The following is a 14,273-nucleotide window of genomic DNA, read 5'->3' as shown; positions in this document are numbered from 1 at the left end:
CCGTAGTTTACGGTTCTGTATGGGCTTTATATGTGATCTTTATCTAATTACAAATGCAACATATGAAATAAAGAATGAAAATGCGCGATCTCTCGCAAGTTTTAACCAAAGACAGCCAAAATTACCGGAAAAATTAACGGGGCAGTCAGTGACGTTATGATACCGCAAATGACCAGCGCCAATGAGCCAAAAGCACCCTCCTGGAAATCCAGCTCGGCACAGCGTGCGGTACCTAAGGCGTGTGAGGCTGCACCCATTGCCAGCCCGCGCGAAGCTTTGGTTTTGATGCGCATCAAATTCAGCAAAGTATGGCCGAATACCGCACCCAAAATGCCGACAAAAATGACGCACACGGCACTGATCGCCGGGATACCACCGATACTACCGCCAACGGCCATTGCAATCGGCGTGGTTACTGATTTAGGTAATACTGACGCTGCAATTTCAGGTGTTGCGCCCATTAGCAATGCAACCGACGTACCGGTAATCATCGCCACCATGCTGCCAATAAAACAGATAGTGATAATGGATTTCCAACGTGCGCGAATCTGATGAAGCTGTTCATACAGCGGGAAAGCAAGAGCAACGACTGCTGGTTGTAGTAAGTCATTCAACACCTTGCTGCCCTGGAAGTAATGTTCGTAAGGTGTGTGGGTAAACACCAAAATGGGAATGATAACAATCATTGAAACCAATAATGGGTTCAAAATTGGCGTTTTAAAACGCTTACCGATTTGGCGTGCGAGGAAAAAGGTTACAAGGGTTAACGGTAAAGACCACCAGATGTGATGAATCATTTTGTGTCGCCCTCACATTCACCCACAATTTTTCGCTCACCATGTACTAATTGTGAACTTAAACTCACCACAACGAACACCACTATCGTACTGATAAAACACGACACCACTACCGGGCCAAATTGCTGTTTTATTACATCAACATACTGCATCACGCCAACGCCAATTGGCACAAAAAGCAACGCCATATAGCGGATAAGCAAGTGGCAACTCGGCTTAACCCATTTAGCTGGCAGGATTTGTAGTGAGAGCAATACAAACAGAATTAACATGCCAATAATGCTGCCAGGAATAGTGATCGGAAGCAGTGAAGCAATCGCAATGCCTGCATATAAGCATATGTAAATTAATATAAAAGAACGCAGGTACTGCCAAATGACGGTGAGAGTGTTACGCATGGTGATTACCCTTTAATAAACGCATTCATCATACAATTAAAGCTGAAAATGTGCTACCGATCACATCATGAATTATGAGCATACCAAATATTCCCGTTTGGAACGTTCCAGAATGTTTTGGGCAATCTTACAACTCCACATTTTGCAGACATAAAAAAAGCGACCCACTGTGGGGTCGCTTTATTTGGCTTGAAACCGTTGATTAATTCAGACGTACCGGCATACCGGAACGGCCCTGAATTGCTTGATCCAATACGGTGCTATCCACATCAGGCTGAGCGGTAATCGCAGTCACATTGCTTTTCAGCGTGATTGGCACGATTTCAGTTGAGTTGAATTGCTGTTCAGTCGTAGACAGTGGGTTGTGCACTTCAATATAGCGCGTGCCATCTGGTTCAACGGTTGCTTTAACAGGTTCGTTGATGAACTGGACGCGTGTGCCGACTGGTACTTTCTCGAACAGGAACTTGATATCTTCGTTACGCAGACGCACACAACCGTGGCTCACGCGCAGGCCAATACCAAAGTTAGCATTGGTACCATGAATTGCGTACAGGCGGCCAATATAGAGCGCGTACAGACCCATAGGGTTGTCTGGACCCGCAGGAACAACGGCTGGCAGTGGAGTACCGGCAGCAATATATTCTGCGTGCATTTTCGCGGTTGGCGTCCAGGTTGGACCCGCTTTCTTACGTTCTACTTTTGTCGTCCAGTTCAGTGGGGTGTCTTTACCCAACTGGCCAATACCGATAGGTAACACGATGACTGTGTTAGTCCCTGCTGGGTAGTAATAGAGGCGCATTTCAGCACTGTTGATAACGATACCTTCATGAACGGTATCCGGCAGAATTAACTGCTGAGGAATGTTCAGGATGGTGCCAGCTTTTGGCAGGTATGGATCAACACCTGGGTTGGCTTCCAACATGTTGGAAAGACCCATCTGGTAACGCGCTGCGTATTCCTCCAGCGGTGCGGTACTACCTTCAGGAATGGTGACGACTTGGTTTTGACCAATCAGACGGCTGCCATCGGTTGGCAGAGGATAGGTCACGGCAGAAGCTGTTTTGCTAAAAGCCACAACAGCCACAAATGCCAGTAAAATTGTGCGTAGTTTCATATTCATGTATGCGAAGTATTTATGGCCATGCAGGCTAGTTAGTGAAGAAACGGAGCGGTTTGAGCGCGCATTATATGTGCATTCCATCAACCAGGGAAATCAGATGTGGATTAAATCACATTTTTTTGTGTATTGATTATTTTATCACCAGAGCACAAGCAGAGCGATCTGCACGTTGAGTTATGGCATAATGTGCCCGATCTCACATATTAAATAACTTATTTTACCAGGACATCTCTGTGCTAGTTTCCAGTAACGTCACAATGCAGTTCGGCAGTAAGCCGTTGTTTGAAAATATTTCTGTCAAATTTGGCGGCGGCAACCGTTACGGCTTGATCGGCGCTAACGGTAGCGGCAAGTCTACCTTTATGAAAATCCTCGGTGGCGATTTAGAGCCAACGCTGGGTAACGTTTCACTTGATCCGAACGAACGCCTCGGTAAGTTGCGTCAGGATCAATTCGCCTTTGAAAAATTCACCGTTCTCGACACGGTAATCATGGGCCATGCTGAACTCTGGGAAGTAAAAGAAGAACGCGACCGCATTTACGCGTTACCAGAGATGAGCGAAGAAGACGGCTACAAAGTTGCCGACCTGGAAGTCCTGTACGGCGAAATGGACGGTTACACTGCCGAAGCTCGCGCGGGTGAACTGTTGTTAGGCGTAGGCATTCCTGTAGAACAGCATTACGGCCCGATGAGCGAAGTTGCTCCAGGTTGGAAACTGCGCGTGTTGCTGGCGCAGGCACTGTTCTCAAACCCAGAAATTCTGCTGCTCGATGAACCGACGAACAACCTGGACATCGACACTATTCGTTGGCTGGAAACCGTGCTTAACGAACGTAACAGCACAATGATCATCATTTCGCACGACCGTCACTTCCTGAACATGGTTTGTACTCACATGGCGGATCTGGACTACGGCGAACTGCGTGTTTACCCAGGCAACTACGACGAATACATGACGGCGGCGACACAAGTGCGTGAACGTCTGTTGTCTGATAACGCCAAGAAAAAAGCGCAGATTGCAGACCTGCAATCCTTCGTTAGCCGCTTTAGCGCCAACGCCTCTAAATCTCGCCAGGCGACTTCGCGTGCTCGTCAGATTGATAAAATCAAACTGGACGAAGTTAAAGCATCCAGCCGTCAGAACCCGTTCATTCGCTTCGAGCAAGATAAGAAACTGTTCCGTAACGCGCTGGAAGTTGAAGGTTTGTCTAAAGGCTTTGATAACGGCCCGCTGTTTAAAGACGTTAACATGCTGCTGGAAGTGGGTGAAAAACTCGCCATTCTGGGTACTAACGGCGTGGGTAAAACCACTTTGCTTAAAACTCTGGTCGCCGAACTGACTCCGGACGCAGGTACTGTGAAATGGTCTGAGAATGTGCAAATAGGCTATTACGCACAGGATCACGAATACGAATTCGAAAATAACCTGACGGTGTTTGACTGGATGAGCCAGTGGATGCAAGAAGGTGACGACGAGCAAGCGGTGCGCAGCATCCTTGGCCGTCTGCTGTTCAGCCAGGACGATATTAAAAAACCTGCGAAGGTGCTGTCTGGTGGTGAAAAAGGCCGCATGTTATTTGGTAAATTAATGATGGAACGTCCTAACGTTCTGGTCATGGATGAACCGACTAACCACCTGGATATGGAATCCATTGAATCGCTGAACATGGCGCTGGAAATGTACCCAGGCACGCTGATCTTTGTTTCTCATGACCGTGAATTTGTTAGCTCGCTGGCAACACGTGTGATTGAGATTACGCCAGAGCGCTTGATTGACTTTACCGGTGGCTACGAAGATTACCTGCGTAGTAAAGGTATTGACGGTTAGTCAGCTAGCTGATTAATAGTTAAAATAAAAAAACCGCCTAATTGGCGGTTTTTTTATGGGGCTGACCGTTATTATTGCCAATAATCCTGCTCTTTCCCATCGACCAGTAAACGGCGTTTTTCGCCTGCCGGGAGTGTCAACTTCATCTCTCTCCATGCAGGTTGATATTCACCTTTACGGCTAAAGGTCACATGAATTTCATCTGCGTTGGTGTGAATTTCCCAGTTCAGCCATAGCGCGTTGCCTTGCTGATAACCCCATGATTCACCGTCATCTTCAAACAAGCTGCCGTGTGAAACGCCCGTACCTTGCAGCGGATACACTTTCAGCTCGCGCACATCGTCAGCGCTTGCTTTTATGTAAGTAATTCGTGCGGAATGCGGCAGGGCAGCACCGGCACGAACCAGCAATGGCAAGCGTTCCAGGGGGGCATCAACCACGATACTCTGACCGCCGCTATACCACTGACCGGTGTAATAGTCATACCAGCCCGTGTTATTTTCTGGCAGCCAAACTTCACGCCGGCGTTGGCCTTCTTCTACTACGCTTGCCACCAGCAAATCGCGGCCTAGCATGAAGTCGTCACACTCCTCGAAGGTTTTTACGTCATGTTCATGGTCGAGGAAAGTAGGGCGCAGCATGGGTTCGTCATCTGCATGGGCCTGCCACAGCAGGGTGTAGAAGTACGGTAACAGGCGATAACGTGTTTCGATAGCGCTGCGAATGGCCGGAGTAACAGATGAATACATCCACGGTTCATTGACGGTTTGATCATCATTCCACGAGTGAATGGTGAAACGTGGGTGCATTACGCCATTTTGTACCCAACGCACAAACAGCTCGGCTTCAGGTTTATCGCCAGAGAAGCCACCGACATCGTGCCCAACGTTATACAAACCAGACAGGCTCATGCCCACGCCCATACGGGTGTTATAGCGCAGCGTATTCCAGTTAGTGCGATTGTCGCCACTCCAGGTTTGCACATAACGCTGCATTCCAGCACAGCCTGAACGTGAAATCAGGTACGGACGTTTTTCCGGTGCGAAAGCTTGTTGCGCTTCCAGCGAGGCGCGCATCATCAACAGCGGCATGACTGGACGGATATTTTTGATGGCAATCTCTTCGCCAAAACCGTTGCAGCGGGCTTCCCCATCCCACACTTCATATTCGTTGTTATCATTCCAGGTGGAGTCGATACCCATCTCCAGCAGTTGCTTGGTGACGCCGTTTTGCCACCATTTCACGGTCGCCGGATTAGTGAAATCGAGGTGTGATCCTTCGTCATCCCAGAAGATGGATCTTTCTGGGCTATCTTGCTCGGAATCTTTAATAAACAGACCTTGCTCAACGACTTCCTGGTAACGCGGGTGATCCTGCAACAGACATGGCTTAATGTTCGCCGCCAGTTTAATGCCCGCATCGTGAAACGCCTGGCTCATCACTTTCGGCTGCGGCACTTTGTCGAAGTTCCAGTTAAAGACATAGCGCTTGTTATTAATGGAAGTGTAACCCGACGAAAGCTGGAACGAATCGCACGGAATAGCATGTTCATTGCACAAACGGATAAAGCTCATCAACTGGTTTTGCGCATCCGGTGCGTCGGTATAATGCATGGTTGAGCCGCTGTAGCCGAGGCTCCATTTCGGGCCAAACAATGTCTTACCCGTCAAGCGTACAAAGGCTTTGGTAACATCCAGCACTTGCGGACCGAGGAACAAGTAATAATCCACATCTCCCGATTCTGCCTGCCAACGACGATAGGGCAGGTGATAGTTGTCAATTTCGTTACCCAAATCCAACCAGCAACTGCTCAGGTTGTCGTAAAACATCCCGAAACTCACATCCGGGCGCTTAGTGATGGTGAACGGAATATGTTTGTACAGTGGGTCGGTAGATTCAGCGTTATAGCCCATCGCATCCAGGTTACGCATTTCATAACGGTTACCGGTGCGTTGAAGTGGGCCCGCTTTCTCGCCCAGGCCGTAATAACTCTCATCTTTAAAACGACGCTGATAATGTGCCACACCGTCGCCATGGGCATTGAGCAAATAAGCGCTGGTTGGGCGGTCGCTTGCCAGCATTTGCCACTCGTCGCTGTCGTTCTTATATTCCCACTCCAGCCACAGCGGCTGGTGAACGGTAACGCGCAGTTTATCGGTGCTAATACGCAGCATTTCATCACGTTCTTCAATCGTGAAACCAGGTAATGCAAAACCTTCCAGACTTTCGCGTGCGCGGCCTTCCCACGGCACATCGTTTTCAGGCGCAATACTCCAGGTGCGATTAAGCGCCAGTTTGTTCTCACGCTTAATTAATACGCGGAACATCCCTTGTTCCAGAACAAAAAGATTCAGGCGATGTTTGCCGTCCACGCTTAACTCAACGTGGTTGGAATCCGATTTCAACAGTGCCCATTTTTTCAAAGTTTTCATTGTTCACAATCCATCTATCAAGCGCGCTTAGTGCGGCGTTCAGCAATAAAAGAAACCAGGAATACAGCGCCAATCAGGTCAAAGAAGCCCATGGCGATAAACAGGGGGTTGTAGCCAATTTTGTCGGCGGTTACGCCAATCAACAGCGAGAACAGGAAGCTGGCAATCCAGGCGGCAGAGCCACGCATACCGTTAACCGTCGCCATTTGGCCTTTATCAAAGGAATCAACAACCAGTGCGCTCAACATGCACGAGATAATCTGGTGGCCAAAGCCGCCAACGGAAATCAGCGCGATGGTGATATACGGGTCTTTAGTGATGGCAACCAGTGCCAGGGCAATCATCATGAACGCGCCGGTAACTGAACTTGCCACGATGGAGTTGGTGCGTGAGCAGCCAAACCAGCGGGTGTAGATTTTGGTCAAATAACCACTGGCGATACTGCCGAGATCGGCGGCGAGGAACGGTAGCCAGGCGAACATGGCGATTTGTTTGAGGTCCATCCCGCGTTCGCTTGCCAGATACAGTGGTACCCAGAAACTCAGCACAGCCCAGGCCGGTTCAGCCATAAAAGCGGGAATGGCGATACCGTAGAAACGTTTGTTTTTACCTACAGTTTTCAGTGCGGTCAGAAACGGTAGTTTTACCGCTTCTGGCTCGTTATCCTGCTTGATAAACGCCAGTTCTTCTTTGCTCAGATTCGGATGTTGTTCCGGGTTGTGATAGAACAACCACCACAAAATGACCCACAGCATGGCCAGAACACCGGTAAACATGAACGCGCCCTGCCAGCCAAAAGAGGCGTGTGCAAAATAGATGATTGGCGGTGCAAGCATCGCACCAATCGAGAAGCCAACACCTGCCCAACCCGCTGCAATCGGGCGTTCTTTTTTCGGGAACCATTCACCGATAGTTTTGGCGTTCGCTGGCGTTGCTGCGGCTTCTGCTCCACCCATAAAAAAGCGCAAAATTGCCAGTTGCAGCCAACTCCCTGCACCGGCATGCATTATGCAAACAACAGCCCAAATACCTGCACAAACTAAGAAACCGAGCTTGAGGCCGATAACGTCAATTAACCAACCGCAGATAGGCTGGAATAGGGTATAGGCCAGTTGAAACGCACCGACAATCCAAGAATATTGTTCGGTGGTAATACCAAGACTGGTTTTCAGCTCAGGGGCCAAAATACCGAGTGAGTTGCGGGTAATGTAGTTAACGGTAACGCCTAACAAGAACAGCACCAGAACCCACCAGCGCAAGTTGCGGATAGTGCGTTTGCCCTTAACGGCGGCAACACCTGAATTTATGCCATGACTCATGTCTTTCTCCACGTAGAAGCATCTTCTGTCGGAATATTTTCTACAGTCATATGACTGCGTAAATTTGTATCTAATTGATTAATAATTATTTTATTATCTTATCGCCACATAATAGCAGGTTCAGTTATGGCAATGGAGTGAGCGTAAAACAGTTAGAAAATGCTCAATAGCAGCTTTGGTGAAAAAATTTTCATACGAAAGAGAAATACGTGCGTTTGATAACGAAAATCTCAGTGATTAAGCCATACACTTCGTCATGAAAAATTTTTCATTGCCGAAATGGGTGCAGATCACAGAATGAGTAAAAAGCTAAAAATCGCCGAAATTGCTGCGGAAACTGGGCTCTCAATTAGCACCGTTTCACGTGTGCTGGCGGGAAAATCAAACACCAGTGAACAGGCGCGCCAACAGGTATTGAATTGTGCCGGGCAAAAAGGTGTGCTGGCAGGAATGGCGGCAGGGCGCTTGCTACTTAACAGTTTGGTTGTTTTTGCGCCCCAACGCGCTTTTGATGAGCGAACTGACGTCTTTTATTATCGCGTCATTCAAGGGCTGAGCCAGGCGCTGTCGCCCCATGAAGTCCGGTTGCGTTATTGTGCTCTCGAAGAAAACGACAGCGACGCTAACCTGTTTCTGAGCAAAATAAATGAGGTGGAAACAGAAGCGGCGATCTTGCTCGGTATCGACTCACCGCATATCCACGACCTGGCCGTTGATCTCGGTAAGCCTTGCGTGTTGATCAACTGCCGTGATCGCAAAATGCGCTTGCCGGGAGTGGCACCGGATCACAAATTGATTGGTGATTTTGCAGCGAGCTATTTGTTCGAGCAGGGCCATAAAACAGTAGTGAATTTACTTTGCCTGCGGCGATACACCATGGAGTTACGTCTGGCGGGCATACGTGAGGCATGGGATGCCAACAATTTGCATTTTGATGACGCGCAGCATTTGATTACTGCGCAGAGTTTTAGCGCCAAAGAGAGTGAAAAGTTAATCAGTGAGTTTCTGGAGAAAACGCCGCGCCATTTGTTGCCCACAGCCTTGTTAGTTGGCGGCGATTTTATGGCAGCAGGAGCGGTGAGCGCTCTGCAAAACGCAGGATTGCGCGTTCCGCATGACATCTCAGTAATGAGTATCGACGGCTTTAACCTTGCAGCCATTCACGATGTGCCGCTGACCTCGGTGCATGTCCCGCGCGACACACTAGGAGAGGAAGCAGTACATATTCTTCAGCAACGTTTAATCCGTCCCGATGCACCAGTGGGGAATTTATTGCTAAACGGGACGCTGGTGGTGCGTGATTCGGTACGCCGTATTCGCCCCAACAAAAGCCATACGGCGGTCAGCAGCGTGGGGCTTTATGACGAATGATCGCCACACACTTCACATTGTGCATTACGCTGTAGTTTCATTTCGCGGAACTGGCAAGTCATCGCATCGTACATCACGATTTTTCCCGCTGCTGGCACACCGTAATGCGCCAGCAGTTTGATGGCTTCCATCGCCTGCAATGAACCCATCACGCCGACCAGCGGAGCCATTACACCCGCTTCTACGCAAGTCAGAGCATTATCGCCAAACAGGCGGCTCAGGCAGCGATAACAGGGTTCACCTTTCTGATAAGTGAAGACGCTGATTTGCCCTTCCATGCGAATCGCCGCACCTGAAACCAGCGGTTTCTTCAATGTGAAACAGCACTGATTGAGCTGATTGCGAATGGCTACGTTATCGGTGCAATCCATCACCAAATCATGGCTGGCAATCAACTCTAACAATTGCGCTTCGTCTAACAATGCATTAATCGTGTTTAGCTGAATATGCGGATTGATTGTCGCCAGTGACGCTTTAGCGGAGTCAACTTTCGGCTGTCCAATGGTGGCATCACAATGCAGCGTCTGGCGCTGCAAATTGGACAGTGCCACGGTGTCAAAATCTAGCAGCGTCAGGTGACCAACACCCGCAGCGGCCAGATACGGAGCTGCAGCACTTCCCAGACCGCCAAGCCCAACAATCAACACGTGCGCTGCTTTCAACGCTTCCTGGCCGTCAAAATCAAAACCTCGCAGAATAATCTGGCGGTTGTAGCGCAGCATTTCTTGATTGCTTAATTCAGCGGTCATGCTTAGCCTCCAAACAGGTGATTGAACGGTTCAATCTCAACCCAGTCACCCGCTTCAACATTGCCGCGTTCACGCTCCAGCACGATAAAACAGTTAGCCTGGCTAAAGGAGCTGAAAATATGCGAACCCTGATGCCCTGTGCTCAGCACTTCTAACTGCCCATCAATACCGGTGCGCATAATCCCGCGTTGGAAATCGAGGCGACCCGGAGATTTTTTCAATTTGCCAACAGTTCGGGCGCGCTGGCGTGGCGGCAGGGCGTTACCTTGTTGTCCGCTTAACTTAGCTAATAGCGGTTGAACCAGTTGATAGAAAGTCAACGCCGCTGAAACCGGATTACCTGGCAGGCCACAGAACCAGCTATTTTTCAGGCGGCCAAAAGCAAAAGGTTTGCCCGGTTTAATCGCAAGCTTCCAGAAACCGACTTCACCCAACTCTTCAAGCAATTGTTTGGTGTAATCCGCTTCACCGACGGAAACACCGCCGCTGCTGATAACCACATCAGCCTGGCTATCGGCTTCAATAAACGCCGCGCGCAGGGCTTCGGGGTCATCGCAGATTATCCCTAAGTCGACAACCTCGCAGCCTAGTTGCTCAAGCATGATATGGACCGCAAGACGGTTGGTGTCATAGATTTGGCCTTCGCCAAGCGGATGGCCTGGGAGTTGCAGTTCATCGCCGGTTGAGAATACCGCAGCGCGCACCTTACGCAGCACAGCCACTTGTGCAATGCCCAACGACGCAATCAGGGGTAATTCAGCCGCACTGAGTTTCTTACCCGCTGGTAACACGCTTGCACCCTGGCGAATGTCTTCCCCACGCAGACGAACGTTTTGCCCGTTTTTAACTTGTTCGTTAAAACGCACACCGCTTTCGGTTACGGTGGCTTCTTCTTGCATCACTACCGCGTCAGTTTCTGGCGGCACTGGCGCTCCGGTCATAATTCTAATGCAGGTCCCTTCTGGCCAAACATCTGCAAAGGGTTGTCCAGCAAACGCTTTTCCCGCCACCGGCAAGGCCACGCCTAATGCTAAATCTTTCAGGCGTACCGCGTAGCCGTCCATCGCTGAGTTATCGAAACCAGGTACGTCCAAAGGTGAAGTGACAGGGTGCGATGTAATGCGCCCAGCAGCTTGTAGCAAAGGGATTGACTCAGATTCGGTGACAGGAACAATTCGCGACAACATCTGTTCCATTGCGGTTTCAAGGGGGATAAGCCCGGCGGTAAATTCCATTAAAAGCTCCTGCAGCGCGGGAAAAAATATGTCGGACATTATGGCAGAGAAATGCAAATGGCTGAATGTCCCATTAGGAGTAATCCAAAATGCCATTTCTCTTTACATCACATTTACATCTTTCTATATTCGAAAATCGTCTCAAGCCGGTTCAACGAATCTGATATTTATAGAGAAAATGAAAACCGGATAACCATGACAGGGCTACGTCGAAATGAGCAAAGCAGTAATCGCTATTCACGGTGGCGCAGGAGCCATCACCCGTGCGCAACTCAGCCCCGAAAAAGAGCTGCTTTACATTAAAGCGTTATCGGAAATCGTTAAGGCCGGACAGGCGTTACTCGAAGCCGGTGGCAGCGCGCTGGATGCGGTTACCGAAGCGGTTCGCCTGCTCGAAGAATGCCCGTTGTTTAACGCCGGAATCGGTGCGGTGTTTACCCATGACGGTACGCATGAACTGGATGCCTGCATCATGGACGGCAACACCCTTGAAGCGGGGGCCGTTGCGGGCGTTAGCCATATTCGCAATCCCATTCTGGCCGCGCGTCAGGTTCTGGAACATAGCCCGCATGTATTGCTGATTGGCCGCGGTGCGGAAAATTTTGCCGAGCAGCAAGGGCTGGAGCCAGTATCGCCCGACATCTTCTCTACTCAGGAGCGTTGGGAACAACTGCAACGCGCCAGGGCGAATCAACAGACGCTGCTGGATCATGATGGTGTCGAACCCATTAATCCGGACACCAAATTTGGCACCGTGGGTGCTGTCGCACTCGACCAACACGGTAATCTGGCCGCAGCAACATCTACTGGCGGCATGACCAACAAAATGTCTGGCCGAGTCGGCGACTCCCCGATTATCGGCGCTGGATGCTACGCCAATAATGCTAACGTTGCGGTGTCTTGTACCGGAACGGGTGAAGTGTTTATGAAAGCCCTGGCGGCTTACGACATTGCAGCATTGATGGAGTATGGCGGCCTCAGCCTGCATCAGGCGAGTGAACGCGTGGTGATGGAAAAACTTCCGGCGCTGCAAGGTAGCGGCGGAGTGATTGCCGTTGATCTTGAAGGCAACGTCGCATTGCCATTTAACAGCGAAGGGATGTACCGCGGCTACGGTTATGTCGGTGATGCCCCGAGCGTCGGAATTTATCGCAGCCAGGAGCATTGATGCCCCACAGTCACGAACTGCCCGATGACGAAGTGCTGTCTGTTAGTGCACTGAACGTGAGTTTCCGCCAGGAAAAGGTCGACACCCAGGCGGTGTCTGAGCTGTCGTTTACGCTAAAACGCGGTGAGACACTGGCGATTGTTGGGGAGTCGGGTTCTGGGAAATCGGTTACGGCATTGGCGTTGATGCGCTTGCTGGAAAAGTCAGCAAGCTCGGTCAACAGCAATAAAATCCTGCTGCGCCGCCGCAATGGCCAGGTAATTGAACCGGCAACGCTGAATTCATCGCAAATGCGCAATGTGCGCGGTGCCGATATTGCGATGATCTTCCAGGAACCGATGACGTCACTAAACCCAGTGTTTCCTGTCGGCGAGCAAATTGCCGAATCCATCCGCTTGCATCAAGGGTTGGGTAAAAGTGAGGCAATGGAAGAAGCTAAACGCATGCTTGAGCGGGTGCGCATTCCGGAAGCAAAAGCGATTCTGGGCCGTTATCCGCACCAGCTTTCCGGTGGTATGCGCCAGCGCGTGATGATTGCAATGGCGCTATCTTGCCGTCCGGCGGTGCTGATTGCCGATGAGCCCACCACCGCACTGGATGTCACTATTCAGGCACAAATCCTCCAGCTGATTCGCGTTCTGCAAGATGAAATGCATATGGGCGTGATTTTTATCACCCACGACATGGGCGTGGTTGCAGATATTGCCGACCGGGTGTTGGTGATGTATCGCGGTCAGGCCGTGGAAACCGGTACCGTTGAGCAAATTTTCCGCGCACCTGAGCATCCTTATACCAAAACGTTACTTGCGGCAGTACCGCGCCTCGGCGCGATGAATGGCCGTGATTTACCCTGCAAGTTTCCACTGGTTAACCCAGACAATCCGCATAATCCCGAGACTGAAACCGAGCAAGACACGGTTACCCCAGGGTCAACACCTGTACTGCAAGTTCGTGATTTAGTGACACGTTTTGACATTCGTAGTGGCATTCTTAACCGAGTCACCAGCCGAGTACACGCAGTTGAAAAAGTGAGTTTTGATTTGTGGCCAGGTGAAACGTTGGGGCTGGTTGGGGAGTCGGGTAGTGGTAAATCCACTACCGGGCGTGCGCTGTTGCGGCTGGTAGAAACCCAAGGCGGCAGCATTCATTTCAACGGCCAGCGCATCGACACGCTTTCGAATGCGGATATGCAACATGTGCGCAAAGACATTCAGTTTATTTTCCAGGATCCTTACGCTTCACTCGATCCGCGTTTGACCGTCGGCTATTCGATTATGGAACCGTTGCTGGTTCACAATGTAATGCCCAAAGAACAGGCGCAACAACGCGTAGCCTGGTTGCTTGAGCGAGTCGGCCTGATGCCCGAACATGCCTGGCGTTATCCGCATGAGTTTTCTGGCGGACAGAGGCAACGCATCTGCATTGCCCGTGCGTTGGCGCTCAATCCAAAAGTAGTGATTGCCGACGAGTCTGTCTCAGCGTTGGATGTCTCGATTCGCGCGCAAATCATCAACTTATTGCTCGACCTACAGCGCGAGTTTGGCATCGCCTTTTTGTTTATTTCACACGATATGGCGGTGGTTGAGCGAATTTGTCATCGCGTTGCGGTGATGTATCTCGGGCAAATTGTCGAAATCGGCCCACGTCGTGCGGTATTCGAAAATCCGCAGCACCCATACACCCGTAAATTAATGGCGGCTGTTCCGGTTGCAGACCCTGCCCATCGTCGTCCAAGACCTGTTTTGCTTTCTGATGAAATCCCCAGTACCACGCATAAGCTGGGATATGAACCGCATGTTGCAACGCTTGTGAATGTCGGGCCCGGGCACTTTGTTGCCCTGCCACAATAATA

Annotated in this window: 11 protein-coding genes; 4 read left to right on the top strand and 7 right to left on the bottom strand. The window is 50.2% G+C overall.

Annotated elements, in window-relative coordinates; all coding sequences use genetic code 11:
- Positions 1-101 precede the first annotated feature (101 nt).
- From FH968_RS13055 to ldtB, 3 genes are all read right to left on the bottom strand, one after another.
- Positions 102-797 (bottom strand): CidB/LrgB family autolysis modulator, encoded by a 696-nt coding sequence (locus tag FH968_RS13055; RefSeq protein ID WP_139880182.1) that lies wholly within the window; start codon positions 795-797, stop codon positions 102-104.
- On the bottom strand, positions 794-1,195 hold the full coding sequence (locus FH968_RS13050; protein WP_139880178.1) for a CidA/LrgA family protein: 402 nt from the start codon (positions 1,193-1,195) through the stop codon (positions 794-796). The genes FH968_RS13055 and FH968_RS13050 overlap by 4 nt, the downstream gene beginning before the upstream one ends.
- A gap of 202 nt (positions 1,196-1,397) precedes the next feature.
- Entirely contained in the window at positions 1,398-2,318 is a 921-nt protein-coding gene (ldtB, locus tag FH968_RS13045; protein ID WP_139880174.1) for a L,D-transpeptidase, read from the bottom strand.
- A gap of 233 nt (positions 2,319-2,551) precedes the next feature.
- Between ldtB and FH968_RS13040 the strand changes: the two genes are divergently transcribed.
- Positions 2,552-4,147, top strand: a complete 1,596-nt coding sequence (locus tag FH968_RS13040) for an ABC-F family ATPase (RefSeq protein ID WP_139880172.1) — start codon at positions 2,552-2,554, stop codon at positions 4,145-4,147.
- 71 nt (positions 4,148-4,218) lie between these two features.
- Here the strand turns inward: FH968_RS13040 and FH968_RS13035 are convergent, their stop codons facing one another.
- Both FH968_RS13035 and FH968_RS13030 read right to left on the bottom strand, forming a co-directional pair.
- Positions 4,219-6,579, bottom strand: coding sequence for a TIM-barrel domain-containing protein (locus FH968_RS13035; RefSeq protein WP_139880170.1), 2,361 nt, complete (start codon positions 6,577-6,579; stop codon positions 4,219-4,221).
- Between the two features lie 17 nt (positions 6,580-6,596).
- Positions 6,597-7,898 carry an MFS transporter gene (locus tag FH968_RS13030; protein ID WP_139880168.1) on the bottom strand — a complete coding sequence of 434 codons (1,302 nt, stop codon included), beginning with the start codon at positions 7,896-7,898 and terminating at the stop codon, positions 6,597-6,599.
- Between the two features lie 297 nt (positions 7,899-8,195).
- Between FH968_RS13030 and FH968_RS13025 the strand changes: the two genes are divergently transcribed.
- A complete protein-coding gene (locus tag FH968_RS13025; RefSeq protein WP_139880166.1) occupies positions 8,196-9,269 on the top strand; it encodes a LacI family DNA-binding transcriptional regulator in 1,074 nt (357 codons plus the stop codon).
- Here the strand turns inward: FH968_RS13025 and moeB are convergent.
- Positions 9,257-10,018 carry a molybdopterin-synthase adenylyltransferase MoeB gene (gene moeB, locus FH968_RS13020; protein ID WP_139880164.1) on the bottom strand — a complete coding sequence of 254 codons (762 nt, stop codon included), beginning with the start codon at positions 10,016-10,018 and terminating at the stop codon, positions 9,257-9,259. The two genes, FH968_RS13025 and moeB, sit on opposite strands and share 13 nt — an antisense overlap.
- A gap of 2 nt (positions 10,019-10,020) precedes the next feature.
- The gene (moeA, locus tag FH968_RS13015) at positions 10,021-11,253 is read right to left on the bottom strand and encodes a molybdopterin molybdotransferase MoeA (protein ID WP_139880162.1); all 1,233 of its coding nucleotides are present in this window, start codon (positions 11,251-11,253) and stop codon (positions 10,021-10,023) included.
- 214 nt (positions 11,254-11,467) lie between these two features.
- Between moeA and iaaA the strand changes: the two genes are divergently transcribed.
- Complete coding sequence (gene iaaA / locus FH968_RS13010) at positions 11,468-12,421, top strand: beta-aspartyl-peptidase (protein WP_139880159.1); 954 nt, start codon at positions 11,468-11,470, stop codon at positions 12,419-12,421.
- Positions 12,421-14,271, top strand: a complete 1,851-nt coding sequence (gene gsiA, locus FH968_RS13005) for a glutathione ABC transporter ATP-binding protein GsiA (RefSeq protein WP_139880157.1) — start codon at positions 12,421-12,423, stop codon at positions 14,269-14,271. Before iaaA ends, gsiA begins: the two co-directional genes overlap by 1 nt.
- Positions 14,272-14,273 lie beyond the last annotated feature (2 nt).

Source organism: Buttiauxella sp. B2 (assembly GCF_006376615.1).
Taxonomy (GTDB): Bacteria; Pseudomonadota; Gammaproteobacteria; order Enterobacterales; family Enterobacteriaceae; genus Buttiauxella.
The sequence above is the reverse complement of the archived record's forward strand: the minus strand, read 5'-3'. Positions and strand labels throughout refer to the sequence as shown.

Excerpts from the sequence above, each read along its gene's own strand:
- FH968_RS13055 (WP_139880182.1), bottom strand. The coding sequence starts at position 797 with ATGATTCATCACATCTGGTGGTCTTTACCGTTAACCCTTGTAACCTTT.
- FH968_RS13050 (WP_139880178.1), bottom strand. The coding sequence starts at position 1,195 with ATGCGTAACACTCTCACCGTCATTTGGCAGTACCTGCGTTCTTTTATA.
- ldtB (WP_139880174.1), bottom strand. The coding sequence starts at position 2,318 with ATGAATATGAAACTACGCACAATTTTACTGGCATTTGTGGCTGTTGTG.
- FH968_RS13035 (WP_139880170.1), bottom strand. The coding sequence starts at position 6,579 with ATGAAAACTTTGAAAAAATGGGCACTGTTGAAATCGGATTCCAACCAC.
- FH968_RS13030 (WP_139880168.1), bottom strand. The coding sequence starts at position 7,898 with ATGAGTCATGGCATAAATTCAGGTGTTGCCGCCGTTAAGGGCAAACGC.
- FH968_RS13025 (WP_139880166.1), top strand. The coding sequence starts at position 8,196 with ATGAGTAAAAAGCTAAAAATCGCCGAAATTGCTGCGGAAACTGGGCTC.
- moeB (WP_139880164.1), bottom strand. The coding sequence starts at position 10,018 with ATGACCGCTGAATTAAGCAATCAAGAAATGCTGCGCTACAACCGCCAG.
- moeA (WP_139880162.1), bottom strand. The coding sequence starts at position 11,253 with ATGGAATTTACCGCCGGGCTTATCCCCCTTGAAACCGCAATGGAACAG.
- iaaA (WP_139880159.1), top strand. The coding sequence starts at position 11,468 with ATGAGCAAAGCAGTAATCGCTATTCACGGTGGCGCAGGAGCCATCACC.
- gsiA (WP_139880157.1), top strand. The coding sequence starts at position 12,421 with ATGCCCCACAGTCACGAACTGCCCGATGACGAAGTGCTGTCTGTTAGT.